At 27.2% G+C, this 24,169-nt stretch carries 39 protein-coding genes; 8 read left to right on the top strand and 31 right to left on the bottom strand.

The window, feature by feature from the left end; translation table 11 throughout:
- Nucleotides 1-93: 93 nt before the first annotated feature.
- The 8 genes from LLF98_RS01985 to LLF98_RS01950 all read left to right on the top strand — a co-directional run bounded on the left by LLF98_RS01985 (nt 94) and on the right by LLF98_RS01950 (nt 5,646).
- A complete protein-coding gene (locus LLF98_RS01985) occupies nt 94-531 on the top strand; it encodes a hypothetical protein (RefSeq protein ID WP_291700322.1) in 438 nt (145 codons plus the stop codon).
- A gap of 11 nt (nt 532-542) precedes the next feature.
- Nucleotides 543-803, top strand: coding sequence for a hypothetical protein (locus LLF98_RS01980; protein WP_291700320.1), 261 nt, complete (start codon nt 543-545; stop codon nt 801-803).
- A complete protein-coding gene (locus LLF98_RS01975) occupies nt 804-1,463 on the top strand; it encodes a peptidoglycan recognition family protein (RefSeq protein ID WP_291700318.1) in 660 nt (219 codons plus the stop codon). It begins immediately after the preceding gene.
- 19 nt (nt 1,464-1,482) lie between these two features.
- Nucleotides 1,483-2,472 carry a C1 family peptidase gene (locus LLF98_RS01970; RefSeq protein ID WP_291700316.1) on the top strand — a complete coding sequence of 330 codons (990 nt, stop codon included), beginning with the start codon at nt 1,483-1,485 and terminating at the stop codon, nt 2,470-2,472.
- Nucleotides 2,473-2,515: 43 nt separating this feature from the next.
- Nucleotides 2,516-2,794: a hypothetical protein gene (locus LLF98_RS01965; protein WP_291700314.1), complete on the top strand. Its 279-nt coding sequence runs from the start codon at nt 2,516-2,518 to the stop codon at nt 2,792-2,794.
- Nucleotides 2,795-2,887: 93 nt separating this feature from the next.
- Nucleotides 2,888-4,105 (top strand): transposase, encoded by a 1,218-nt coding sequence (locus tag LLF98_RS01960; protein WP_366512066.1) that lies wholly within the window; start codon nt 2,888-2,890, stop codon nt 4,103-4,105.
- A gap of 180 nt (nt 4,106-4,285) precedes the next feature.
- On the top strand, nt 4,286-5,092 hold the full coding sequence (locus tag LLF98_RS01955; protein WP_291700312.1) for a hypothetical protein: 807 nt from the start codon (nt 4,286-4,288) through the stop codon (nt 5,090-5,092).
- A gap of 11 nt (nt 5,093-5,103) precedes the next feature.
- Nucleotides 5,104-5,646 (top strand): hypothetical protein, encoded by a 543-nt coding sequence (locus LLF98_RS01950; RefSeq protein WP_291700310.1) that lies wholly within the window; start codon nt 5,104-5,106, stop codon nt 5,644-5,646.
- 351 nt (nt 5,647-5,997) lie between these two features.
- Here LLF98_RS01950 and LLF98_RS01945 read toward each other — a convergent pair whose 3' ends face one another.
- From LLF98_RS01945 to LLF98_RS01795, 31 genes are all read right to left on the bottom strand, one after another.
- Nucleotides 5,998-7,728, bottom strand: a complete 1,731-nt coding sequence (locus LLF98_RS01945; protein WP_291700308.1) for a recombinase family protein — start codon at nt 7,726-7,728, stop codon at nt 5,998-6,000.
- A 95-nt stretch (nt 7,729-7,823) separates the two neighbouring features.
- Nucleotides 7,824-7,961 (bottom strand): hypothetical protein, encoded by a 138-nt coding sequence (locus LLF98_RS01940; RefSeq protein ID WP_291700306.1) that lies wholly within the window; start codon nt 7,959-7,961, stop codon nt 7,824-7,826.
- A 24-nt stretch (nt 7,962-7,985) separates the two neighbouring features.
- Nucleotides 7,986-8,339, bottom strand: coding sequence for an HNH endonuclease (locus LLF98_RS01935; protein ID WP_366512064.1), 354 nt, complete (start codon nt 8,337-8,339; stop codon nt 7,986-7,988).
- Nucleotides 8,340-8,456: 117 nt separating this feature from the next.
- Complete coding sequence (locus LLF98_RS01930; protein ID WP_291700304.1) at nt 8,457-9,017, bottom strand: hypothetical protein; 561 nt, start codon at nt 9,015-9,017, stop codon at nt 8,457-8,459.
- Nucleotides 9,018-9,548 carry a hypothetical protein gene (locus tag LLF98_RS01925; protein ID WP_291700302.1) on the bottom strand — a complete coding sequence of 177 codons (531 nt, stop codon included), beginning with the start codon at nt 9,546-9,548 and terminating at the stop codon, nt 9,018-9,020.
- Nucleotides 9,549-9,566: 18 nt separating this feature from the next.
- Nucleotides 9,567-10,193 (bottom strand): hypothetical protein, encoded by a 627-nt coding sequence (locus tag LLF98_RS01920; protein WP_291700300.1) that lies wholly within the window; start codon nt 10,191-10,193, stop codon nt 9,567-9,569.
- 59 nt (nt 10,194-10,252) lie between these two features.
- Nucleotides 10,253-10,516 carry a hypothetical protein gene (locus LLF98_RS01915; protein ID WP_291700298.1) on the bottom strand — a complete coding sequence of 88 codons (264 nt, stop codon included), beginning with the start codon at nt 10,514-10,516 and terminating at the stop codon, nt 10,253-10,255.
- A gap of 29 nt (nt 10,517-10,545) precedes the next feature.
- A complete protein-coding gene (locus LLF98_RS01910; RefSeq protein ID WP_291700296.1) occupies nt 10,546-10,740 on the bottom strand; it encodes a hypothetical protein in 195 nt (64 codons plus the stop codon).
- Nucleotides 10,737-10,970 (bottom strand): hypothetical protein, encoded by a 234-nt coding sequence (locus LLF98_RS01905; RefSeq protein WP_291700294.1) that lies wholly within the window; start codon nt 10,968-10,970, stop codon nt 10,737-10,739. Before LLF98_RS01905 ends, LLF98_RS01910 begins: the two co-directional genes overlap by 4 nt.
- Before the next feature lie 39 nt (nt 10,971-11,009).
- Nucleotides 11,010-11,240 (bottom strand): DUF1653 domain-containing protein, encoded by a 231-nt coding sequence (locus LLF98_RS01900; RefSeq protein ID WP_291700292.1) that lies wholly within the window; start codon nt 11,238-11,240, stop codon nt 11,010-11,012.
- Nucleotides 11,224-11,505 carry a hypothetical protein gene (locus tag LLF98_RS01895; RefSeq protein ID WP_291700290.1) on the bottom strand — a complete coding sequence of 94 codons (282 nt, stop codon included), beginning with the start codon at nt 11,503-11,505 and terminating at the stop codon, nt 11,224-11,226. Before LLF98_RS01895 ends, LLF98_RS01900 begins: the two co-directional genes overlap by 17 nt.
- Before the next feature lie 22 nt (nt 11,506-11,527).
- On the bottom strand, nt 11,528-11,803 hold the full coding sequence (locus tag LLF98_RS01890; RefSeq protein WP_291700289.1) for a hypothetical protein: 276 nt from the start codon (nt 11,801-11,803) through the stop codon (nt 11,528-11,530).
- A complete protein-coding gene (locus LLF98_RS01885; RefSeq protein WP_291700287.1) occupies nt 11,804-12,031 on the bottom strand; it encodes a hypothetical protein in 228 nt (75 codons plus the stop codon).
- A 64-nt stretch (nt 12,032-12,095) separates the two neighbouring features.
- On the bottom strand, nt 12,096-12,278 hold the full coding sequence (locus LLF98_RS01880; RefSeq protein ID WP_291700285.1) for a hypothetical protein: 183 nt from the start codon (nt 12,276-12,278) through the stop codon (nt 12,096-12,098).
- Nucleotides 12,279-12,347: 69 nt separating this feature from the next.
- Nucleotides 12,348-12,872, bottom strand: coding sequence for a dUTP pyrophosphatase (locus LLF98_RS01875; RefSeq protein ID WP_291700283.1), 525 nt, complete (start codon nt 12,870-12,872; stop codon nt 12,348-12,350).
- A 25-nt stretch (nt 12,873-12,897) separates the two neighbouring features.
- The gene (locus LLF98_RS01870) at nt 12,898-13,092 is read right to left on the bottom strand and encodes a hypothetical protein (RefSeq protein WP_291700280.1); all 195 of its coding nucleotides are present in this window, start codon (nt 13,090-13,092) and stop codon (nt 12,898-12,900) included.
- 231 nt (nt 13,093-13,323) lie between these two features.
- Nucleotides 13,324-13,770, bottom strand: a complete 447-nt coding sequence (locus tag LLF98_RS01865) for a hypothetical protein (protein WP_291700278.1) — start codon at nt 13,768-13,770, stop codon at nt 13,324-13,326.
- A 3-nt stretch (nt 13,771-13,773) separates the two neighbouring features.
- Entirely contained in the window at nt 13,774-13,968 is a 195-nt protein-coding gene (locus LLF98_RS01860) for a hypothetical protein (RefSeq protein ID WP_291700276.1), read from the bottom strand.
- Nucleotides 13,955-14,209 (bottom strand): hypothetical protein, encoded by a 255-nt coding sequence (locus LLF98_RS01855; protein WP_291700274.1) that lies wholly within the window; start codon nt 14,207-14,209, stop codon nt 13,955-13,957. The genes LLF98_RS01860 and LLF98_RS01855 overlap by 14 nt, the downstream gene beginning before the upstream one ends.
- Nucleotides 14,210-14,230: 21 nt before the next feature.
- Entirely contained in the window at nt 14,231-14,671 is a 441-nt protein-coding gene (locus LLF98_RS01850; protein WP_291700272.1) for a 4Fe-4S cluster-binding domain-containing protein, read from the bottom strand.
- Complete coding sequence (locus LLF98_RS01845) at nt 14,668-16,566, bottom strand: anaerobic ribonucleoside-triphosphate reductase (protein ID WP_291700271.1); 1,899 nt, start codon at nt 16,564-16,566, stop codon at nt 14,668-14,670. Before LLF98_RS01845 ends, LLF98_RS01850 begins: the two co-directional genes overlap by 4 nt.
- The gene (locus LLF98_RS01840; RefSeq protein ID WP_291700269.1) at nt 16,566-16,781 is read right to left on the bottom strand and encodes a glutaredoxin domain-containing protein; all 216 of its coding nucleotides are present in this window, start codon (nt 16,779-16,781) and stop codon (nt 16,566-16,568) included. The genes LLF98_RS01845 and LLF98_RS01840 overlap by 1 nt, the downstream gene beginning before the upstream one ends.
- A gap of 29 nt (nt 16,782-16,810) precedes the next feature.
- Nucleotides 16,811-17,053, bottom strand: a complete 243-nt coding sequence (locus LLF98_RS01835) for a hypothetical protein (protein ID WP_291700266.1) — start codon at nt 17,051-17,053, stop codon at nt 16,811-16,813.
- A gap of 28 nt (nt 17,054-17,081) precedes the next feature.
- Entirely contained in the window at nt 17,082-17,210 is a 129-nt protein-coding gene (locus LLF98_RS01830) for a hypothetical protein (protein WP_291700264.1), read from the bottom strand.
- 172 nt (nt 17,211-17,382) lie between these two features.
- Nucleotides 17,383-17,538, bottom strand: coding sequence for a hypothetical protein (locus tag LLF98_RS01825; RefSeq protein WP_291700262.1), 156 nt, complete (start codon nt 17,536-17,538; stop codon nt 17,383-17,385).
- Nucleotides 17,538-17,693, bottom strand: coding sequence for a hypothetical protein (locus LLF98_RS01820; RefSeq protein WP_291700261.1), 156 nt, complete (start codon nt 17,691-17,693; stop codon nt 17,538-17,540). The genes LLF98_RS01825 and LLF98_RS01820 overlap by 1 nt, the downstream gene beginning before the upstream one ends.
- 32 nt (nt 17,694-17,725) lie before the next feature.
- Complete coding sequence (locus LLF98_RS01815; protein WP_291700259.1) at nt 17,726-18,073, bottom strand: hypothetical protein; 348 nt, start codon at nt 18,071-18,073, stop codon at nt 17,726-17,728.
- 52 nt (nt 18,074-18,125) lie between these two features.
- Complete coding sequence (locus LLF98_RS01810) at nt 18,126-18,305, bottom strand: hypothetical protein (protein WP_291700258.1); 180 nt, start codon at nt 18,303-18,305, stop codon at nt 18,126-18,128.
- Between the two features lie 201 nt (nt 18,306-18,506).
- Nucleotides 18,507-20,798 (bottom strand): AAA family ATPase, encoded by a 2,292-nt coding sequence (locus LLF98_RS01805; protein WP_291700256.1) that lies wholly within the window; start codon nt 20,796-20,798, stop codon nt 18,507-18,509.
- Complete coding sequence (locus LLF98_RS01800; protein WP_291700254.1) at nt 20,791-22,008, bottom strand: zinc-ribbon domain-containing protein; 1,218 nt, start codon at nt 22,006-22,008, stop codon at nt 20,791-20,793. Before LLF98_RS01800 ends, LLF98_RS01805 begins: the two co-directional genes overlap by 8 nt.
- Nucleotides 21,974-24,169 (bottom strand): hypothetical protein (locus tag LLF98_RS01795; RefSeq protein WP_291700251.1); only part of this gene is annotated, 2,196 nt, incomplete at its 5' end. The genes LLF98_RS01795 and LLF98_RS01800, both read right to left, overlap by 35 nt.

Raw genomic sequence — 24,169 nt, 5'->3', positions numbered from 1 at the left:
ATACACCTATTCTAAACAACCTTGAGAAAGAACGTAAGGTTGTTTTAAATATTATAACATAAGGGAGGTAATTTGCAAAAGGAGTGTTGTGGATTGGATAAAATAGATATTCAAGAAATAAAAGATGATATTAAACATTTAGATAAAAAGATTGATAAACTTGAAGTCGGTTCAATTAAATCAGAAGAAAATACTAATAAAAGATTAGAAAAAATTGAAGATAATATGATGGAGTTTACTAAAATTCATAATGAATCTATGGGTAAACTAACAGAATCTATCGGTGATATAAAATTGATGTTAGTGAAAGATTATGTAGAAAAAAAGGATTTAGATGAAGTTGAAGTTCACTTAACAGAGAAAATTAATGAGAATAATATAAATAGAAAAAAAGATATTAAGGAACTTAATATAAAAATAGATACTATGAATAATAATAATTCTTTAAATATTCCAAATACAATTAAAGGTTTTTTAATATTAGCAATGGGTTCAGGAATAACTATATTGGTTGAGAAGTTGTTTAAATAGAAGGTGAAATTATGTGGAAAGAACTTTTATCTGGTAGTGAAATAAGAATTTCTACTTTAGCTTTTTTATTAATTACTACAGCAGTTGTTTATTTATTTATATGTTTATTTAGTATATTAACTAGTTATAAAATTCCTGAATTACAATTTATATTAGATAGTATAAAAGGAGTTATGGGATTTTTAACTGCTGGAGTAATTGGGAATGGTTGTGTTTCAGTAGGTAAAGGGTTTGTTGAAGCTAAAAGTGGAATTAGTAAAGAAGGTGAATAGATGCTTATAAAACAAAACCCATGTGACCAACGTAATTATAGAGCAAAACGAAATGGAAAGATTGAATATATAGTTATACATTATACAGGTAATGTTGGTGATACAGATGAAGGCAATGCAAATTATTTTGCAGGTCGTGATACTGGAGATACATCAGCTAATTATTTTGTAGACGAAGATAGTGTAACTCAAAGTGTTAATGACAATGCTTGTGCTTATCATTGTGGAGCAAAAACATATAAACATCCTAAATGTAGAAATGATAATAGTATTGGGATAGAAATGTGTAGTGATAAAGATGTTAATGGTAAATTTATTATTATGGCAAAAACAATTGATAATACAGTTGGATTAACAAAAATGAAAATGAAACAATATGGTTTAGGAATAGATAGAGTTTTAAGACATTTTGACGTAACTGGCAAAATTTGTCCTGAACCTTGGGTACGAGATGAAAATCAATGGAAAAATTTTAAAGCAAGATTAGTTGAACAGGAGGAAGAACCAATGGTAGAAAGATGGAAAACTGAAATAATGAATAAAGCAATAAATTATGGATTAATTGAAAAAGACAAACATAATGCTGATGAATCTGTTACTAAATGGTTTGTACTTTCAATATGTATTAATTTATTAGAGAAATTTATATTAAAGAAATAATATAAAAGTAGGTGAAATTATGGATTATAAATCTATACCATTAAATACAATTCCTTCTCCAGAAGATAAAAGAGACTTCCCTATTTCTAAATTAGTAGCACAAGTTAATGTATTCCCAGATGAATTTATAATTCCTTATAACCATAATATATTAGACCAGAAACAAATTGGAAGTTGTGTTAGTCACTCTATAGAAGGTTATTGTAGAAGTACAACTGAAGAAAAACAAACTGGAAAATATCAATTATTTTCTGTTGGTTTTAGATATGGTATGAGAGATTCAGATGATTATTGTGGAGAAGGTATGTGTCCTAGAGAAGCATTAGATAGTAGTTTAAAATATGGTTCTGTCCCTTATAATGTATTTCCATATAATGAAGACTATCCCTCAGTAAAAGCACGAATTGAAAAAGATAAAGACAGATTATTAAAAATAGCAGAACCATATAAAATATCTGCATATTGTGGATTACATACTGTTGATGAGATTAAAAATGCTTTAATGCAATTAGGAATGGTTACTGCTTGTATCCCAGTTTATGAAAGCTTTTATCAAACAAATTCTAATGGAATTGTAAAAAACCCTAATACAAATGAAAAATTACATGGATACCATGAGATTTCTTTAAGCGGTTGGAGAAAAGATAATAGATGGATAGTATTAAATAGTTGGTCAAGTAATTGGGGAGATATAGGTAAATGCTATATTCCTTTTGATTTTCCTTTTGTTGAATATTGGTCAATAACTGATAATATAGTTCCGCATCCTGAACCTGAACCAGAGAAGCAAAAATATTGGAGAATACAGTTAGGAGCATATTCTACTAAGGAACGAGCAATAAATGCTCAAAAAAAGATGTTTGATAAAACAGGATGGAAATCATATGTTACTTATATCAAACCTTATTATAAATTACAATTTGGAGCTTATATTAATAAAGTTGGAGCAGAATTTGTAAAAAGTCAATTAAAAAATTTAGGATATGATTCCTTTATTGTTTATTATTAAATATTAATTATAAAATATAAATATGATAGGAGGTTTAAATAATATGGATTTATCTATTTATACAATTGGTGGAGTTTCGGCTATTTTTCTAGTGGGATTAATTGTTAATTTAATTAAAGGCACAGGTAAAGTAAGTTCTGCTTATTTGCCTATTGTTTCACAGTTTATAGGAATTTCTATAGGTCTTTTATGGGCATATACTACTGAGGATAGTTATATTACTGGTGGTGCTATTGGAATGGTACTTGGGGCTGTTACATCAGGATATTATGATGTGTTAACGGGAATAAAAAGTACCACTACAACTATAGATAGTAAATAATAAACAATTTATTATTTTAACACTCAAAATGGGGATTTGTAAAATTACATTTCCCTATTTTTTATTGAAAGAATTTCATAGAGAGGAGTTAAAATCATACTATATAAAACATTAATAGTACCAGTTAATTGCAATAAATCAGATTATCAATATCTTATGCAGTGCAATAAATACTCAGCAATAATATGGAATAAGTGTGTAGAATCAGATTGGGAATATAGAGATATTTTTGATAAATCTCTTACTCAATCACAATTACAATTTATGATGAAAAAATCAGTTCCACATATACTAGCAAACAGTATTAATTTTGTAATTATTAAATATATAACTGCTAGAGATGCAATGTGGAAATCAATAATGGCGAAACACGAAAATAGTAATAAAGTTAAACTACCTTACAAAGAAAAGAAATTCTTTAATACGGGTTGGACTTATCAGAATATAAGAGTATATAAAGATAAAGGTTATTTAACTTTAGCAAAACCTGTAGCACCAGACATAGAAACAAATTATAGTTATAAGAGGCAAAAACCTATTAAATGTCATTTAAAATCTATACCTAACAATATAGTAGAGATTGAATTGATTTATTGTAATGGTTTAAAACTTGCCATAAAAACCAAAGAAGAAAACAATAATGTTTTAATTCAATCCAACAATGAATCGGCAATAGATTTAGGAGAGATACATAGTATTACTGCGATTGATAATAATGAAAATGCAATTATAATTACTGGTAGAAAAATTAGAGATATTAAACGGTTAAGAAATAAAGAATTAGGTAAATTAAAAAGCAGACAAAGGAAATGTACTAAAGGTAGTAAGCAATATAGGAAATATAGTAAAGCAATATGGAATTTAAAGTATCAAACTGATAAAAAGATACTTGATGCAGTACATAAGACTACAAAATTATATTTGGATTATTGTTTACAAAATAATATTTCTATCGTTTATTATGGTGATTTAGATGATTGCACTAGAAATACTAAAGAAGAAGGTAGGGGTAGTAGAAAAACACGACAAAAACTTAGTCAATGGAATTATGGGTTAATAATATTACAATTAAAAAATAAATTAAATAGACATGGAATTGAATTGATTAAGGTAAAAGAATATTGGACTTCTAAAAAGTGTCCTTGTTGTGGCAAACGTAATACTCCAAAAGGTAGGAATTATCAATGTAAAAAATGTGGGTATATAATGCATAGAGATGTAAATGGTGCAATTAATATTCTTAATGATAATTCACAATATAAATATAAAGTTATTAAGTATAGTAACTTAAAGTATCTACGGATAGCATAAAAGCTGAAGTAGTAGATGTTGCGGAATACAACCTAGTTTATGACTGGTAGCCTATTAGGTTTGATAGGAAAAGTTAAATGGAAATATTTAACTGTGTTCCAAAGAAAGGTTTTATCACGATTTTCTCTTTGAAATACAGAGTAAATTAAAGAAAATTAAAGAAAAAGAAGCATTTAAGAGGTGTATTTTTTAATATCACCTCTTTTTATATTTTTGCAATTTAATAGAAAGGGTGAGAAAAATATGACTCTTAAATATATAAATGATTTACAACATTATACTTGTTTATTTGCAGATGATAAATCAGCACTTGAACGAGATGGTAATGATGGTAAGGTTGTTGTTTATTATACGGATAAAGGATACCGTGAAATTTGGAGTAATGGGCAATGGAGAGGTTATTCTGAAAATGTTCAAATAACAGGCAGAAAACCTGACTACACAATCCCGATGATGGATTTATTGGCATGGAGTGGTTTTACTAATCAACCTGCCAATGATGGCGTTGAAGTTGTGTCCAACTCCGCCAGTGATGTGGGCAAATGCACAATATTTGGCACAACCAACGGTACCGGGGCGTTTGCCTATGAAACCATTACCCTTACCGGAGCGACCGCCAAGGCTACCACCAAGACCGATTGGGGTAATATTTACGGTGTTTTTCTGGGTGATATTTACGGCAAGAACATTAGTCCTGCCGTTGGCACTATCACCGTAAGAGAAGCAAGCGACGATCAGACCATAACAACCCTTACGGCAGGGGCTATTAGTAAGGGCATGGTAGTATTTGACCTCACGGGCAAGTATATAACCCTTAACGTCCATAACGGTAATGCCTGGGTAAAAACTACCGGAGTTGTAACAACCGCGAATGGTTTTAAAATAAATTTTACAGGCGGTAATATTCTTGAATTAGACATTGATACATACCTATATATGATTTCTGACACCACAGGAGCAACGGCGCAGATTCTTGTTTGGCAGTAGGCGGTGATGGTATGGGACTGAGACGGAGCTTAAAGATAACTAACTTGGTTGTGAATGGTGATTTTCGTAATGGAACTACAGGATGGACATTTGGTGCAAGTGTTACTGATAAAACTATTGTTAATGGGGCATTGACATGGACTTTACCAGGTTTTATAGGTTATACAGAAGATAACTGGGTGTCACAAAATATTATACCCTCTGCTGGTAAATATTATATAAGATTAAAAGCTAAAAGAAATAATAGCGTTAGTAATAATCAACTCCTTATTGGCAGATCATTCTGGGATTTAAATGTATTTGATTTATCTACAGAATTTAGAACCTACTCAAAAATATGGAATTGTACCGGAAGTGGTTCTTTAGTTTTTGGTGCAAGTGAAATAACAAACGGGTTAAATGTAAATATTGATGATGTTTTTTTAATTAATCTTACTGATATTTTTGGAGTAGGTAACGAACCTATGCAAGCTCAGTGCGATATTTGGTTTGCCAACTGGTTTGATGGTACTCTAGCAGAAAGAATAATGGGCAGAAAAGGAGGGTTGCATTAATGCACCTACGAGATGGCAATATAATCGTTTGTGACTGCGGGGCAGAATTAAACCCAGAGATTACTGCCCCGCAGGGCTATATAATTTACACCGATGGCGTGGCAACCTGCTCTAATTGCAGTGCCAGCGAAGCAATAGAAATACCAAATACTAAAAATATTTGTCCTATGTGTGGACAAGTGATACAGATTATATAAAACAAGTATTTGGTTATGATTTTTGGTTTGTATGAATGAGTATGAGTGAGTAAATGGAAGAAAAACGGAGATTGTGGAATGTGATTTTGATATTTGGTAATAAATGGTGTAAAATAAGGAGTGAAATTAATCACTCCTTATTTTTTTCGTTTACTTATGCAACTTTTTCTTCACTTGAATAATAAATATTTGTAATCCTATGGGATAACACTATTACAACTATCTCAAATTGCCGACATGACACCAATGGCACATCTGCAATTTGAGATATAGTTTGTAAGGTTCCTGTGTTACCCCACGAAAGAAAATTTACGTCTATGATGGGTTTTTCATCTCCAATACGTGTCCATATAACACTACCTAAAACTGTTTTATATAAATAATTTTTTTCAACAGGAGAAATATTAGGATCATTTATATGTTCTAAAACAAAATTAAGTTTTTGCAATCTTTCAATATTTGTTACAAAATATTCTTTTGCTTGGTTAGATTTTTCTAACTCCTCAATATTCTTTTCTAAAATATCTATTTCTTTACACCAATAATTTTTACTATCTTCCCATTCTTCATCTGAATACTTTCCTAAATCATAAGATAGTCTTGCTTTCTGAAATGCTTTTCTATATTTTTCAAGTGTTTTGTATTTAATTTCTAACATAGAATTTATTGTGTTGTTTGTTTTAACATTATCTTTTTCTTTATTTTGTTTTTCTGCTTCAATTAATTCATTTTTATAATCTAAAATTATTTGATTTATATAATCTAAAATATTTATTTGTTTACCTCGATTAACACATTTCTCTCCAAATTCATTTCTATGCCAACATGGTTTAACACCTGTTTTCTCTCCACCTTTTCTTTCAAAATATAAACCATATCCACAAACCCCACATTTTAAAATACCAGATAATTCATGTTGCCCTGCTCTTGCTCTGTGAGGTTGTTTTTTTCTAGCACTTATTAATCTAAGTAATTGCTCATGTTCTTCTTCTGTTTTTAATGGTTCATGACAATTATTAATTACAATCCATTGTTCTTCAGGTAATCTCATAGCTTTTTTTGCATTAGGTTTTTTCTTTTTATGACCATCTCCACGACTTTTATTAATAACAATTCTTCCTAAGTGTGTCTGGTCTATCAAAAGTCTATAAACACTTACCCCTGACCAAGTTCCCCCTCTAGGAGAAGGAAACTCTTTTTTATTTAATTCCCAAGCAATATCATCTGGTGGTACATTTTTTAATCCTTGTTCAATTATATATCTATATATAGGTTTTTGATTTAAATTAATAACTAGACTTTTTGGTTTAAAATATCTTTTACCATTATCATCAAACCATTCTTGATAAACATATGGATATGGTGGAATCCCATTTGTCCATTTACCTTCTCTTGCTTTTTCAATTTTACCTTGACGTAATCTTCTTTTAATAGCGCGATATTCTTGGTTATTCATAATACCTTCAATATCGACCATTAAATTATCACCATCATCTTCTAAATTTCTTACTCTTTGAGGATCAATAATTAATGTTTCGCTATTACGGAATACACGTTTAATAATACCGATATCTTCTAAATCTCCTCTACCTAATCGAGAAAATTCATGTACTAAAACTGCATCATACATTCCTTGCTCAACATCTCTAAGTAATCTCATCATTTCAGGTCTAGTTTGTATATATTCACTATTTGCTATTTCTTCATAAATAACATATTGCCAACTATTTTTTATACACATTTCTATTAAGGTTCTTTTATGAGTGCTTAAACAATCAATATCATCTCCCCTTGATTTGCGAAGATAAAGAGCTACAATATTAATTTTATATTTACCTAGATACAATGGATTTGATTTATCCATATATGGATTTTGCATTGCCATTACGTGTCACCTCTTTGAGATTATTTTAATATCAATAATATCATATATTTCTATTATTTGTAAATAATATTTCGCATTAAAAAAGAGTAGTTAAACTACTCTTTCTCTTTTTGTTGTTTTAAATAATATTTATCATAAATTTCTTCTGCTACATTTAATAAATTTATTAATGATTCTATTGAAGGTTTATTATGTATTCTTATTATAACTTCATCATCTTTGTGTTTATTCATTTATCCTCCATATTTATTTTTCTATTATGTTACATGTTTCCATGCTTTCCCTGTTTTTATATTAGATATAATAGAATGACAAACATTATATAATCTTGCTATTTCTCTTACTCCCATACCTTTATTTAAATAATCTTTTATAATTATTACATCATCTTCGGTTAATTTTGATTGTTTTTTCTGACTACCTTTAAGTTTAGGAGCATTTCTTATTTTTTCTCTTGTTTCTTCAGAAATAATGATTCCCGCCATATGCTCTCTGGAATGTTCACTTCTTGATTTTAATTCTAAGTTTTCTAATCTATTATCATGTGTATCACCATTTATATGATGTACAACCTCATTAAAATCTAATTTTCTACCTAAATATTGTTCCATTATGTATCTATGCTCGTCTATTGTTTCATCTTTTGATAATCTTATTTTTTTATATTTAGATGCTATAAAGATTCTCCCTTTCTTTATTAATATTTATTTTTCTATTATAATAACTTCCTATAACAACCTCTCTCCTACCTCACTCCAATCCCTACCCCATTCTCCTGTCCATTCACTATTCCAATCAAACCTACTACCAAACAAAATTTTTCTCTCAGCATTTGAACTATCTAAGTTACTTTTAACATCGTCAATGAAAATCGAACCAGGATAATTCATATTTACTATTCCTTTATCCATTTTTATCCCTTGATTAGTTAGTAAAATAGCATCTTTAATATAAGGCATATTATCTTTAATCCATTTAGCTTTTCTTGCGATATTAATATAACAACCAAGACTACATATAATTATTTGATATTTATTATTTAATTTTTGAATAACATTTTCTGCATTAGGCATAAATTCAACAAATTTAAAGAATAATGGATGACTAAATATATTTAATGGGTTTTTCTCTAATGGACAAATTTCATTAAAATCCCAATGTTTGTTTAATTCTGGATCAGCAGGAATAAACCCTTTTTTATTTATGTATAATTCATTATATGTATCAGTGTAAGCAGTTACAGAATCAACAATAACTGAATCGAAATCTAAGAATAGTTTTTGTTTCATTTAACCTCCTAAATAATTAATAAATTTATCTATTTCTAATTTAAGTTCATCTATCCCAGAATCATTATGTATATAATAATCAAACTTATAATCATCTAAAGCAGTTTCAGAAGGATGATTTAATTGCTCGGTAGTTAAATTACTTATGAAATTACCCCTTACCACTCTCACAGTAACATTAGACCAACCATCAATCTTCCATGCTTCACATTCATTGGGAAATCTACAATCTGGAATTATCACATAATCCCATTCGTTTTGAAACATTGTTAAAAATTCTTTAACAAAATCAACCCAATAATTAGGATTTTTTGCTCTAATTACGTCTGTCCCTATGTATTGAAGAATATGCCTACCTTGTTCATCTTTTAATCCATTCCAATTAAAAAATTGTTTTGCTTCATATTTTAATAAGTCTGCATAATGTGCTATTAATACTTTTTTATTTTTTGACTCTAGTTTTTCTTTTAGAATTAAAGATGTTGTATCTTTACCATGTTGGGCTTTTCCTGATATATTAATTATTTGCATATTTAGTTCCTTTCCTTTTTATTCAATAGTTATCAATTCACTATAAGGCAATTCTTTAATCATTTTACAAAAATCTAACCATTCAACTAACTTATGATACCTACGTTGGAAATATATATTTCTTAATACTTGATAATTTGCTGTCCAAGTTCTTGTTTGATTTAATGAAGAAGGTAAATCTTGAATTAATTCTCTCCATATTTCCTTATTTGTTTTATTAGAATCTTGCCATTGTTTTATAAGTTTATTTAAATGATAAATTTCATTATCTCTATGTGGAGTAATTTTATCCCAAGAAAAATCTTCATTAGTTAATAATCTAGTTCCCATTTTATGCATTGAACTGGTTGAATTTGCAACTGTACTTATTTTATAAGTATCAAATTCTTTATAAAAATATAAAGGTGCGGTAATATCTATTGAAACAAATATCTGGCGTATGAATTTAGCATGTTCCGATCCTGCTTTAACAAGTTTTAAAGCAAGTTTCATATCTTCTTCGCCAATAACATATTTTCTTTCTTCTTCAAAATTATTATCATAAGTATAATAACTATCTGATTTATTCCATGATTCTAAGGGGTTTCTCATACCTTTTAAAGCACCTTCAAAATTAAACACTTCTATATGTTCAAATTTAATCAAAAATTACCTCCTATAATATTTTGGTTTTATTATTTTAATATTGTGATGAAAGACAAAGTTTATTTTAATAAATTTCTAAACACATCTAAATTATCGTTTAATAATTCAGTTATCATATGTAATTCATATAACATACTACTAGTTAATTGATGACTCATAGTTTCACAATCCACATAAACATTATTGTTTTTTAAATCAATTATAATAGGTACTTCAGATTCATAGATATAAAACCATATTTCATTTCCGGCAATATGAATAGATATATCACTAGAATCAAAATTACCAATTATCTTACGTATTTGTTTTATAATATTTGTCATTAAATACTCCTTTCTTTATTTTTAATTAATTATTCATAATCATAAAAATCTTTAACTCGTTCAATATATTTATTTTTCATTTGTATTATTTCATCTTGAGAATAATTCAATTCTCTACAAATAGTTTGGCAAGCATTCAATAACGCAGTATCTAAAATATCATTTTGTATTTTAAGTTTTTGATTTTCTTTTTGAAGTTCAATAAGTATTTTTTCACTTCTCATATGGTTGCTCCTTTCTGGTTTAATAAATATTTTTGTTGTTTCTCATATACAAAATCAGCTAATTCCTTTTTGCAATTTTTACATAAATTATAATGATCTATATCTAATTCAAATTTTGGCATTAAAATAACTGTACCTCTCCCACCACATATATGTAACCAAATTGGCAAAGAATATTCTTGATCATCATTTGTATCTGAACCACATAAATCACAAGTATATTTTTTCATAATTTAACTCCTTAACATTACTTCCAAATAGAACTTTTATTAAAACTTATTAAGCAATCGTTTTATTTCAATTAATTCAAATCTAGGTTTCTTTTCACCATCAATTTCTATAAAACTATAAAACTCATCATATGGTCTAACCCAAATTTGATTATCTTCGTACAATGCTTGATAAACTACAACAGGTTCAGCATTGTCAGTTTCTTTTGCTTGATCTGAAAGTAATAAATATAAATTACCACTTTTAGTATGTTTATAGATTCTTGACATTCAACTCTCCTTCCTCATTTCCTGTCATCTCTTTATACATCTCTAATCCCTTCTTATAATTCTTATCTAATTCCCTTAACAACTTAATAAAATTATCAGTTAACTCCTGAATATAATCACAATCTGAACATTTTAATATAACTTTATCATCCTCTTCTACTGGTACTAAATTCTGATGATTTGAATTTTTCCCACAGGTAAGAGGATGAACCATTGGATTATCTTGATATGAAGTTAAGATTTTTAATCTTTGTTTATTGTCCATTGTAGTAAGTTTCTCCTTATATTTATTTTTTGTTTCTATAGATTAATATTAAAATTACCATACAAAAACTTAATAACAAAGATGCAGAATTAGTAATTAAAAATGCTAAACCTGAACCGTTAGTTAAAACCCAGTGAAATCCATATGCCTCCATCATACTAATTCCAATTAACAAAGATAGGTAATTGATAAAACTAATATCTTTTACAGATTTACTTTTAATAGTTTTATAAATTTGAAAACATACACCAATAGAAGTTATAATACCACCTGTTAGTTGTAGAATATTATAAAACATTTAACTCTCCTTTACTATAAGGAAGAATCCTCTATGGCATAAATAATACATATTTAAACTCCCGTCCTCTGCCTCAATAAAATAATCTTCTTCACCAAATCCATCTTCATGTTTAATTAACTTATACATCTTATTAGGAATGATAAAGTCTTTTACACTACTTTCTTTATCTGGGTAAGAAATCCAAAAATCAGCCTTAGAAACGTCATTTGTTAAAGAAAAATCCAATAAATCGTACCTCCGTATGTAATTATTTTTTATATATTTATTTTACTATTTTAATAACCTATTATCAAGACATATTCTTCCAATTTTCTTTTAATTTTTGAAAAGTTTTATGGTTTTCGCAATTTTCGATTTTATCTATGTTTGTGTAGTTAATTTCAAAACCATGCAAGTCACAATATGTCTTAGGATTATTAGGATTATCAATAGATTCATGATAGTAAATACAAACGGGTAACGTACATTTCAATATGGTTAACCTCCTTTATATTTTTAGTTAACGGTTAATAAATAAGCAGGAAATAACTCCTGCTATAATTTATTTACCCGAACTACCTAAATTACCCAAACCACGTTCTGAGGTTATTTCTAATATATCATTATAACTAATCTCATTTACTTCAATTTTTGGAACAGGTAATAATACTGCTTGACATATAGCTTTTTCATAGGGATAGAAAATAAAATTGTCATTACTACCACGGGTTGTTCCAAATAATTCTTCTAACACTTCTGATTTAGATATGTTTTCTTTGATAATAATTAATTGTTTATAATTATGATTAGTAATAGGCACAAACCATTCATTTCTATACCCACTATCTATTACTCCACATCTTTGACCTATCCCCTTAGTTCCCGTACTTCCACGTTCAAACAATTGGAAATAATAATTTGAAGAACATGCACTAGCAATACCAGTAGGTATCATTGCAGTATTATGTGGTTTAATCCATATAAAATCTTCCTCAAAACAGGGATAAATATCCATACCTGCATTTTCTTCAATTTTTGATGGTATTATTGCATTTGGATTTGTTTTTGCAAAATAAATTTTATCCATAATAATTCTCCTTTATTATTTTTTTCTATTCATCTAAATATAAATCACAAGGTTCAACCATAATTTCTTCACCAGTATCTAATTTTACTTTAACTGGTCTATATGAGTTAAATCCTTGATCTTCAATAACAATTCCAAGTTTATCATCTTCTAAGTAATTATGACTTTCAACAAACACTCTATCTCCTTTTTCAAAATAACGAGTTTCTTCTATATACATATTTCCTCCTAAAATTTATTTTTATATCTATCTATTGCTAATTCTATTAGTTTAATAAAAACCATTGTAACCATAAATACTACAAAATATAATAAATATTTCATAAATTTACTCCTTAACTTTTAACCAAATGTCTCTTTTATCATGTTTTACTAAGAATCCCTATATATTGGGTTTTGTGGGTATTATATAAGCCCAATATAACGGGATTTAGGGATTTTAGGGTTATTTTTATTGCCATTTTCCTAGTTTTTCTAATTCGTTGCTTATTTGCTTTAATAATTTATCAACATCAATATTGGAAGAATTCTCAATATTAATATTGAATGTATAATTATTAGAAGTAGAGCATGTTTCTAATAGTGTTAATTTTTCTTTTATTAATTCCTTATCGAATTTTAATAAACATTCTTTATTTTTATTTTCTAAAGCAATAATCTTATCATCTAATGATGCTAAAAAATTTATAAATTTATCTTGAGGTTCTGATTCCTCTATATTCTTAATTTTTATATTTATTATTTCATTCATTGCCTTTTCATAAGTAGTTGTTCTATCTACAATTGATTTATATAGTTTATCAAAAGTAGAATTATTTGTAACATTTGAAGTAATACATATATCTTCTAAAACCTTTCCGTCATTATCTAATAATTGAATTAACAATTCTTTACTCACTAATTAATCCTTCTTTCTTTTCTCATGTTTCTTATCGAATTCTTCTTTCATTTGTTTATAATTTGGATGCATTTTACATAGAGCAAAACCATTTAAACTACATTCATTACACTTATTATCAATAGATAACCTAGGAAAATAACAGGTGTCCCAACTTGGTTTAAAATTTGGTTGGTTAGATTGATCAGATTTCTCCATTAGATGCCTCCGTTTCAGTTTTTGTAACTTCTTTTGAATTCTGATTCTCTAATATCTCTTCTAATTCTATTACTTCGTCTTCTGGACGTATTTTCATGAAAAAATGATAATCGTCTAAATCATTACAAATTGAAATAAAATCAGTATATGCTTGATATTTGTCTAATGATATAGCGCGAAGACGGTAACATTCATTTGCTTTAGGACAATTATATTTTTTACACATTACAATATCAGGCAAGATTGTTTCCTCCTTTATTTTTTAATTTATTTTATATATTTTTTGGTTTGAACTTGCTAGTTTAATACCATATTGAATATTATTGTCAATAGCAAGTTCTTCGATATATCTTCCTGTTTTTATATAAGAACAATACTGCTTAATATTATTTGGAACTTCATTTAATTCATAAGAAGTGTATAACCATATTGGTTTTAATTTATACAAGATTTCTAAAAGGTGAACCAAACCTTTTGAGTGGAGTGGTTCGCCTCCTAGAATTGCTATATATTTAATTAAATTTGAAAAATCATTTATTTTAATTGATATATTTGGTAATTCTTCTTCATATAATTTACCAATATTAAAATCCCAAGTTTCTTCATTAAAACAGTTTTTACAATGAGGATTTCTTGCACATCCTGCTAAATATATTTCAAAAGTTTTTGTATTTGCAGTATATTGTGTCGATACTATATTCATATACTTTCATACCATTTTCTACTAGGATAATCTTCTTCTCTTCTAACTTTATGCCAGTTTTTTGTATTTGTTAAAAATCCAACTACTCTAGTATAATTATTAATGATTAGTTTACCGCATATTTCGCAATTATCTTTTCTGCCTACACTCATATGACCTTCTTCACATTCTTGCAAATTATAATTAAGTGCAAAATAAACTACACCCATTTTTGCTGTCGATCTAATTAATTCTATAATAGAATTTATATCTTCTATTGGACTATCAATATTAATATGAAGAATACTTCCACCACTAAAATGTTTATCAAATAAACCTTGTAGTTTAATTCTATCTAGCATATCTGCATTGACTATCAAAGGAATAAACTGGTTACTATAAATATTATATTTGGTGTGATAATTTAGTAATTTATCCTTTTCTGCCATTTTGATACTCATATTTTCCCCAGGTACTTGTTCACAGTTATGAGGAGCATTATAATTTTTTTCAAATCTTTTGTTAATAATATTGATAACGTCCATTATTTTTACAGCAAAATCTTGACCCTGTTTATTTAAAATGTCATATCCCATTATTTCTACACATTCATTTAATCCGTTTACCCCTACCGTAGAATATTGTTTTGATATGTCCATATACCCTAATGCATATAAAGGTTCATTACCATTCTCTATTCTTTTTTTGATGATATGACGTTTTGCATTATTGATTTTTGCACAAACTTCAACCATTTGTTTTAAGGATTCAAAGAAATCATATTCATTATATTTATTTTTTAAAGCTAATCGAGGAAAGTTTATACTACAAACTCCAAGGCTACCAATTTTAGATGAACCTGAACCAAATGAATTAAAATACTCTGATTTTTGTTCACTTCTAAGTCTACAACAACTAGAAAGTGTAGATGTTTTCCCACAATAGATATTTATGAATCCATATTTCTGATTCTTTTCAGATATTAATTTTAAAAAGTCTTCATCTTGAATATTATTTTCTTCATCAATACTAAAACAAGCTGTTGTGATTGGGAAAGTAATAGGAGTCCTATTCATTTCTTTATTCATTATATCCATGAATAATATTTGAAGTTTTTGTACTATTTTTATATCTGCCAAAGAACCATCAGGGAAAACATAATCTTCACGTAATTTTTCTAAAAAATATTTATCATATATACTTATATTAGTGAAAGGACTTTGATTAGCCCTCATGGGTTGATTTATTGTATAAATAAAAGAAATTATGCTCTCTTTAATATAATTCCAACAATCTTTTTCAGTAGCAAATGTAAAATGTGCGTCTGTTTTTGAATCTAAAATATTTTTAACATAATAAGACATTACTATTAATAAATCCGCTAAGCCAGTTGCCCCTAAAGTTGAATTTGAAGCAATAACTGTAAACTGTTCAAGTTGTGATTTAAAAGAGTATAGATATTTAGGATTAAAAGATTTAATCTTTTTAACCATTGGCAAACCATTTGTCATAATGTCATAAGTAGAATAATTAAAACAATACGGCATTCCTGCTGCCACTCCATGAAAATCATGAATATAAATATCTCCTGCTAATTGCATTTCTACTATTTCATTAGCAACTTGTAAATTATATAATCTTCTTAGTTCTTTCCATAATATATAATAACTATTTAATCTAAAATATGGTTTGGGTAATTCTGTATTATAAGCAATAACACTTATATCATCAACATTTGCATTAGCATCAATAGAAGCATCCGATGTGATATTAGCGGAGAAAAACTTTTTACTAAATTTAGACATATCAGTTTGTTCTCCAATACCATCTAAATTAAATAGTTTAACAGGGTATTTACTTTTTAAATGCATATATAAATCATCAAATTCTTGATCATATGTAATTTTTAAATACATTATATTATCTCCTGTACTTCAATTATTTCATCATTTTTTATTATTAATGGGAAATTCAATAATCCTTTAATTCTTGCTTTTTTCATATACTCATTAAGTTCTTCTTTGGATATATCATTACTAAGTTTATATGTATATTCAATATTTTTCTTATCCAAAATTGTTTTTGTCATATTACAACGTGAACAATTTTGTGTACCAATTATTAATATCACTAAATACCTCCATTATTTATATTATTATTCTATACAAATTCTGCTTGGCAATTTTCACAAACAAATACTTTCATTTCTTTATATGTTTTATCTCCACAATATTCACCTTTATCTTCTAACCATCTATGTATAAGAAGATCGCCACCACAGCGAATACATGTATTATGAGATATTGCATATTCTTCAAGGTCATCCCTATCAAAATCTCTTAACATTTCTATAATTTCATCTGATTTATAATGTTCTTCCAGTATTTCAAATAGACTATCCATATTCTCTCCTCTTATTTATTTTATTATTTTAATTAATACTTAATAAAGTGTGGCAATAAATGCAATATAAATTACCCTTTTCATCTCTATAAACATCAATTTCTAAATTGATATCTTTATAACAATTTAAATTAGGGCATCTTATATATTCAGCCATATTTACTCCTTTCTTAGTCATGAGTACGGCATTGAGATTAGTTTCATTTAATTTTTATCCCTCCTTTTTATCTGCTTCTATATTATTATATAATTTTATTACCAAAATGTCAACCATTTAAATCGTATTTTTATTTTACTATTCTTATTAACTTTCAAAAAATACTTAATACTTATTGTTCAAAGTTTTTAACTAAAATAACATCATTGTTTTCATCTTTAATAACAACATTAAGCAAATCTACACCATTATTTACCGTAAATATAATACTGCCATCTTTGATACATTCAGATAATAGTTTTAAAAATTCATTCTTATTCACATTCACTACGAGATTCCTCCTTTCTTTACTTTTCCATTTTTATAATTCATACACATAACCCATAGCTCTCCATTATTATGAAAACAATTAACACAATCTTTGAACATAGCACTTGGATTACCAAAATTACTACATTGCTTCTTAACTAATTCTAATGTCATAAAACCACCCTCCATTATTTTATGAATCGTATTTATGTTAATTCTAAATCATCTTTATGAAACCAATCAGCTTCATCATTTTCAAACTTTAAACAAATAAAATCTTTAAATACTTTGGATTGATGAGGATGCTCAACTTGCGTCCCTATTTTATGTATATATCTTAAATGATAATCTACGTTAAAATCTTTTTCTTTCTGCAAAGTATTGTATATGCGTACAACTCTATATTGTTTTGGTTTATTAAATAACTTATTAAATTCTTGTATTTTTTTATCTATGAGTTGTTGATGTTTTTCATCCACTTGCTTTTCTCTTTCTAAAAATCTTTTTGCATCTTCACCTTTAAGAATTGGTCTTTCTCTTATTTTCGCTGGCATAACTACCTCCTATCATTTGAATGAAATATCCATTTTATCATGATTTTTGATTTTAAGAATCCCATTTTAATGGGGTTTCTTCATTTATTATTTTTATTAATTCTAACTTTTCTTCTTGACTTAATACTTTTGGTACATTTTCAATAAATTCTTTATGTTTTTGTTGTCTTTCCTCTTTAGAAAGCCTATAAAACCCGTTTTCAGTCAGTAAATCTTTAATTTTATCGTTCATTAATTACCTCTTTTCAAAGTTGTGACAAAACAAGTCATCTATTCACAAAAATAACATTTTTAAAGGAGCAACCTGCCACATTCTCCCTCTGTACGGGTTCAGTTTTTATCGGGTGTGGTCACTGTTTTTCAGCCCCTCGCTCCTTAATAATAGTATAGATTACTTTGTGTTGTTTGTCAATATATTTATTTTATAGTTTTGTTAATTATTGTGCAGTTTAATTAACATATCTTTTAGATGAGTCTTTCTATTTAAATTTGCTTTTTTCTTTAATGCTCTATTAATAGTATCTGGATCACCCAAATGATAACATCTTTGCTCTGCCCTGGTTTGACCAACATAAATCAAGTTCGCATTTAACATAAAAGTATGTGCTTTAGGAGTAATCATAATAATATTTTTACAGCTACCTCCTTGACTCTTATGCATAGAAATACTATATGCTAATTTTAAATTTAGCCCCATATCTCTATCATAGATAATTTTTTCATTATCAAATTGTACTACCATATATTCACTGTCAATTAAAATTACTTTTCCAATATCACCATTACTAATAAAAGTTTGCATTGCCATTTCATCATCAAACGGATTAAAATCTTCTGGATTATAAATAATTGCTTTATAATTATTTTTTGTTTGAATTACTATATCATCCAAATAATATGTAGTATTTCCACATTTAAATTTTAAATCCGAATCATAATTCTTATTTGCTATTTGTTGAATCATTTCATTGATTTTTTCAGTACCGTAATCACCGATATTATAAGATGATAAAATTAAAATATCTTCAGGTGAAACACCATTATTCATTAACTTAGTATACAAACTTTTTATAGTAGGCATAATTTGTTTTTGTTGCATCGGCATATAAATATAACCTTTATCTTCACCAAAGATATTAATATTATTTCTATCTTCTATCCATTGTTCGCCAAACCTTGTCTTAGTAGATATAGTTGATATTCCACCAATACCAAATCTAAATACTTTTGTTAAAATAGTAGTTGGTATTACTTCACTATTAATCAAATCATATAATACATTTCCTGCTCCCACTGATGGTATCTGGAAATCATCTCCAATAAATAGTAATTTAGTTCTAGTAAAATCTATTGCCTCAATTAGTCTTTTCATTAAGAAAATATCTGTCATAGACATTTCATCTACTATTACAACATCATATGGAATTTTATTATTTTCATTATATCCCCATTGTACTTCAGCAGAAGGATTATAATATAAACCTCTATGAATTGTTGAAGCGTTTTCTTTAGTGTATCCAGATAATACTTTACTGGCTCTACCTGTAGGAGCAAAGAGATCAAATAATTTTTTTAAAGTTTTCATTATAAGTATTTTAACTTTTGTTGTATAAGATTTTCCTACGCCTCCTCCTCCTATTAACATAGAAATGTTATTATTATAAAACATCTTAACTGCTTCAAATTGCTCATCGGTTAATTCATTATCATCAATCTTTCTAAATTCTTCAATATCTATTTCTTCCCATTTATTTTCTACTTTTAATCCTTCAATAAGTTTCTCTGCTATGTATAATTCTGTATTATATGTTTCTAAAAATGAAACTGTTTTACTATCTTTATCTACATAAAAATCTTCTGAATTTTTAATAGCATTAACAAACTTATCTTTGCATTCTGGTGTAAGTTTATCAAATAATTTTCTTAACTCAGTAATTAATATTCTAGTATGACCATCGTTTTCATTTTGTTCTAATAAATATTCAACCGAAGCAATTGCTCTTTGAACAGAAGTTTTAATATCAAAATCAAAATATACCGAAGGATTTTTACCTTTTTCTTTTTGCTTTTTTGATTCTTTGTCTAATTCAATAATAATACTATCTGCCGTTTTGAAACCTATTTTAGATAACGAACACAAGCATTTATAAGGTTCATTCTGTATTTCTTGTTTGATTTTCAATGTTGAAGGATACTTATCATATAATTTTCTGATGGTATTCATATCAATTAAACCCTGGAACATTTCAATCAATTCAGCAAAGACAAAATTTTCTTCAATTTTTCGTTTAATAACATTAAGTCTATATTGACCAATATTATATAATTTGTTTAAATCAATATCATCAAGTCTATTATTAATTACTCTATCAATTATATCTGGATAATTTTCCATGATAGTTTTAACTTGATCTGGTGTTAGTATTTCAGATAAAAACATTTGAGTGGTAATTTCATTTGTTGGTCTATCACGTTGGATATGGATAATCTTATATTGATATCCGTATCCGTTTTGAGATTTTTGTTCTTCTGCCTTAACGTGATAAGGAATATTACCCAAAGCAAGATTATGTGTATTGCCCATAATGGTATAATTATCATACTTATTCTTTTTGATATCAGGAAATTTTTCTTCATTAACGTCTACCGCATATATTTTAAATTTATCTGTATCATAAGAGCATATAAAAGGAGTACAAGTAAATTCTTTAATTATTTTATCCAATAATTATCTTCTCCTTTAATATTTCTTCAATATTGTCAAAATCCCAATACCATATCTCTAATAATTTTATATTATGATTATTAGCATACTCCTTTTTACGTCTGTCATGTTCTTGCTGTTGTTTTAAATTTTGTTTTGTATATCCTTTACCTTTACCTCCCCTATTATCATGAAATTCTCCTTGATATTCAATTAATAGATTATATTGTGGCAAGTAAAAATCATATGATAATAAACCATTACCTAATCCCAAAAGTCCGTTAAACTCTTTTTGAAATATATAATATTTATTTTTTGTTTTGTCAAAATTATTCAATTTTTCATATTCTTCTTGCGTTATATTTATATATTTATTTTCTTTCAGCCATTTTTTAATTCTCTTTTCTCCTTTAGATTTTGAACAAATAGGGCAACCGCTACCGTTTATTTTATTTCTATTTGATATAGTTGCAGGCCATTCATAATCACATTCTCCACATATCCACCAAACTTTTTGTTTGCATCCATAATGAATATCATAAGGAGTCAAATCACCATTTTTAGTTGGATGCCACTCTTTTGCAAGTTCAGAATTTTGGATCGCTAAACAATTAGATAATCCTACTTGCCTACCTTTGCAATAACCACAACCATTACCTCTTTTAATATCAGTCCAAGCAGACTCAAATATTTCTTCGCAACCATCTTTTAAACATTTCCATTGAAGTTTTTCATAAACTCCTTTATATTCTTCGCTTAATAATTCAAAAGGTTTATTGTTAATTTTGCACCATAATTTTATGTTTTGAATTGTATAAGGATTAGATGGATGAAATTTTTGTATTTGTTTTGATTGTAAGACAATCCTGAATTCTGTTAAATAATAATATCCTTCATAATCTTTTAAAGTTATTTTTGAAACTGCATTTATATATTCTTTATCTAATAAAATATATCCTAAATTATTTAATTTTTCTTTCACTGAATTATAATTCCATTTTGTCATACCATTACATTCATGACATCTTCTTTTATTATGACTTTTAAATTCATTAAAAACAGTTGAAAATATATTTCCACATTTACATTTTATATCAAGTGGTTTTATGGATGAAATATATTCTTTACTTAACAATTCACATCCACTATTACTTTCTACTTCTATGAAATTTTTTACATATTCATAAGTATGTATATTAATACACCACCCATTCATCAAGTATATCTTCATTTTCGTCTGTTCTCTCCCATTTACCACCGACATTCTTCATTTTCTTTTGTGTTTTAAAGTTTAGAACTTGTAAAACATCATATAATTTAAATGGATTTTCAGTAAAAGTTTTGCTGTTTTTAACTTTGGTTTTTAAATCGTTACCTGTTTTTAAATTTCTTAAAATCAAATAAGGCTTACTTTTGTCTTTGTATGTTTTATATTCAGTAATGATATATAGACTTTTATCGGCTTTTTCATATTTAACTGTCGTATATTCAAGATAGGTGTATTCAAATTTTACTTGTTCTTTAACTGATAAAGGCTTATCTTCTATTAACTCTGAAACTTCTTTTATATACGAAATAATATCTATATCTTTATACAATTTATCAGTTATTTTTTGGGTATGTTTTAATAAAATATCTATATTTAATCCTAATTTATCCGCTTTATCCTTATTAATTTGTTTAGCATCACCAATTGATTCATATAAATCTAATAGTCCTAATAGTTTTTTATTCTTACCAAATTGACTAAAGAAATTTAAACCTGTAAGTATTTTACATTGTCTTGCATCCGTAGAAGTTTTTTCTTTAATATCTTTAATCAAATCTATATAATTCGTGTAAGTATGTTTTTGTGCCAGTTGATAAAGTTCTTGTGCAATTTGAGCATTAAGAAATTTAATTGATGTAATAGATTTATATATTGTATTTGTTTCTCTATCAAATGAATATGTATCTGTAGATTTACCAAATTTAATATCTGAAAGTTTAATATTAAAATAAGGTAATTCTGATTGTATTTTACGCGTTCTTTCAGAGTCCGATTCATATTCATTAAGCACTACAGTATAATATTCAAGTGGATAATTTGCTTTTAAATATGCTCCATAAATACTATCCCATGCCACACTTAAACTATGACTAGCATTAAAACTGTATCGTGAAGCATCTTCTACTACTTGCCATACTTCTTCAAATTTTTCATCATTGCCTACATTATTAATAAATCCATTACGCAATTCTTCTTTTAATTCAATTAATTCTTCTTCTTTAAATTTCTTTTTAGCAATCTTTTTAATAATATCATAAGTATGATCTTCTTTTAATCCACACCAAACAAGAAATGCCATAATAGATTCTTGATAAAGCATAAAATGATATGAAGGTTCTAATATATTATCAATTTCTCCTACACCTGTTGAATATTTTTGCCTATTTAAAAATGTATTCAAAAGACTTGCAAATCCTGGTCGAATAGCTGCTACAAAAGCACTAGTCTCTGCTACACTATTAGCACAATATCTTTTCATTAATGCTGTGCTTAAATCAGTATCAACTTGATTAAGGGTTGCAGTTAACCCATTTTTATATAATTTCCAAACCTTATTATCAAGCATAGGTTTTAATTCTCTAATTGTTGGGATTGGTTTATTCAACAACTTAAAAGTATCAGATATAATTTTCCAAACTCTAACAGTAAGAAAGTCATTTTTAAGATATTTCCAAACATCTGAAGTATAACCATCTATACATGCACAAATTTCATCTCCTACTTTGATTAATCCTAATTCTTTAGATATTGGTTTATTTAACATAACAAAACTACAAGGACTAGGAGATATACTTTCTATGACTCCTTGAAACATTTTAGATTCTTCAATTAAATCTTTCCACTGTGAATCATTTTTATATTTATCTAGTTCTTTACCAACTTCATTATATTGTTCCATCGGCAAATCATATGCTCTACATAGATTTCTAAAAGCAGATGATTCTTTCATAAATCCAATAGCATACATATAATATACATTATCTTCTCCAAGAATATCTTTTGATGCTTTAATAGGTGCATCAACATTAGCCCAATTGAAATCAATATCAGGTAAGGATTTTGACTCTAAGATTCTTGCAATACTCATGAATCTGGTTGGATATAATGGTACTTCTGCTTCAAATCTATCAATTTCAGTAAAACCTAATAATTTATTGATATAGAAACTTACTGCTGACCCCCTACCAGTTCTAGTGAGAATACCATTATATTCATTTACTGCTTTATCTATAATCCTTTCATTCAAAAGAAAATAATCTGCCATATGTGTCTTTTTAATAATGTCATATTCAAATGCAATACCTTCTATATATTCCTTATATCTTTCGGGGTTTATATTCTT

Source organism: Clostridium sp. (assembly GCF_021372645.1).
Lineage (GTDB): Bacteria > Bacillota > Clostridia > Clostridiales > Clostridiaceae > Clostridium.
The sequence above is the reverse complement of the archived record's forward strand: the minus strand, read 5'-3'. Positions and strand labels throughout refer to the sequence as shown.

Bases quoted from the DNA above. Each gene is read 5' to 3' on its own strand.
- LLF98_RS01980 (WP_291700320.1), top strand. From the start codon at position 543: ATGTGGAAAGAACTTTTATCTGGTAGTGAAATAAGAATTTCTACTTTA.
- LLF98_RS01975 (WP_291700318.1), top strand. From the start codon at position 804: ATGCTTATAAAACAAAACCCATGTGACCAACGTAATTATAGAGCAAAA.
- LLF98_RS01970 (WP_291700316.1), top strand. From the start codon at position 1,483: ATGGATTATAAATCTATACCATTAAATACAATTCCTTCTCCAGAAGAT.
- LLF98_RS01965 (WP_291700314.1), top strand. From the start codon at position 2,516: ATGGATTTATCTATTTATACAATTGGTGGAGTTTCGGCTATTTTTCTA.
- LLF98_RS01950 (WP_291700310.1), top strand. From the start codon at position 5,104: ATGGGACTGAGACGGAGCTTAAAGATAACTAACTTGGTTGTGAATGGT.
- LLF98_RS01945 (WP_291700308.1), bottom strand. From the start codon at position 7,728: ATGGCAATGCAAAATCCATATATGGATAAATCAAATCCATTGTATCTA.
- LLF98_RS01940 (WP_291700306.1), bottom strand. From the start codon at position 7,961: ATGAATAAACACAAAGATGATGAAGTTATAATAAGAATACATAATAAA.
- LLF98_RS01935 (WP_366512064.1), bottom strand. From the start codon at position 8,339: ATGGAACAATATTTAGGTAGAAAATTAGATTTTAATGAGGTTGTACAT.
- LLF98_RS01930 (WP_291700304.1), bottom strand. From the start codon at position 9,017: ATGAAACAAAAACTATTCTTAGATTTCGATTCAGTTATTGTTGATTCT.
- LLF98_RS01925 (WP_291700302.1), bottom strand. From the start codon at position 9,548: ATGCAAATAATTAATATATCAGGAAAAGCCCAACATGGTAAAGATACA.
- LLF98_RS01915 (WP_291700298.1), bottom strand. From the start codon at position 10,516: ATGACAAATATTATAAAACAAATACGTAAGATAATTGGTAATTTTGAT.
- LLF98_RS01910 (WP_291700296.1), bottom strand. From the start codon at position 10,740: ATGAGAAGTGAAAAAATACTTATTGAACTTCAAAAAGAAAATCAAAAA.
- LLF98_RS01905 (WP_291700294.1), bottom strand. From the start codon at position 10,970: ATGAAAAAATATACTTGTGATTTATGTGGTTCAGATACAAATGATGAT.
- LLF98_RS01900 (WP_291700292.1), bottom strand. From the start codon at position 11,240: ATGTCAAGAATCTATAAACATACTAAAAGTGGTAATTTATATTTATTA.
- LLF98_RS01895 (WP_291700290.1), bottom strand. From the start codon at position 11,505: ATGGACAATAAACAAAGATTAAAAATCTTAACTTCATATCAAGATAAT.
- LLF98_RS01890 (WP_291700289.1), bottom strand. From the start codon at position 11,803: ATGTTTTATAATATTCTACAACTAACAGGTGGTATTATAACTTCTATT.
- LLF98_RS01875 (WP_291700283.1), bottom strand. From the start codon at position 12,872: ATGGATAAAATTTATTTTGCAAAAACAAATCCAAATGCAATAATACCA.
- LLF98_RS01870 (WP_291700280.1), bottom strand. From the start codon at position 13,092: ATGTATATAGAAGAAACTCGTTATTTTGAAAAAGGAGATAGAGTGTTT.
- LLF98_RS01860 (WP_291700276.1), bottom strand. From the start codon at position 13,968: ATGGAGAAATCTGATCAATCTAACCAACCAAATTTTAAACCAAGTTGG.
- LLF98_RS01850 (WP_291700272.1), bottom strand. From the start codon at position 14,671: ATGAATATAGTATCGACACAATATACTGCAAATACAAAAACTTTTGAA.
- LLF98_RS01845 (WP_291700271.1), bottom strand. From the start codon at position 16,566: ATGTATTTAAAAATTACATATGATCAAGAATTTGATGATTTATATATG.
- LLF98_RS01835 (WP_291700266.1), bottom strand. From the start codon at position 17,053: ATGGATAGTCTATTTGAAATACTGGAAGAACATTATAAATCAGATGAA.
- LLF98_RS01830 (WP_291700264.1), bottom strand. From the start codon at position 17,210: ATGGCTGAATATATAAGATGCCCTAATTTAAATTGTTATAAAGATATC.
- LLF98_RS01820 (WP_291700261.1), bottom strand. From the start codon at position 17,693: ATGACATTAGAATTAGTTAAGAAGCAATGTAGTAATTTTGGTAATCCA.
- LLF98_RS01815 (WP_291700259.1), bottom strand. From the start codon at position 18,073: ATGCCAGCGAAAATAAGAGAAAGACCAATTCTTAAAGGTGAAGATGCA.
- LLF98_RS01810 (WP_291700258.1), bottom strand. From the start codon at position 18,305: ATGAACGATAAAATTAAAGATTTACTGACTGAAAACGGGTTTTATAGG.
- LLF98_RS01800 (WP_291700254.1), bottom strand. From the start codon at position 22,008: ATGAAGATATACTTGATGAATGGGTGGTGTATTAATATACATACTTAT.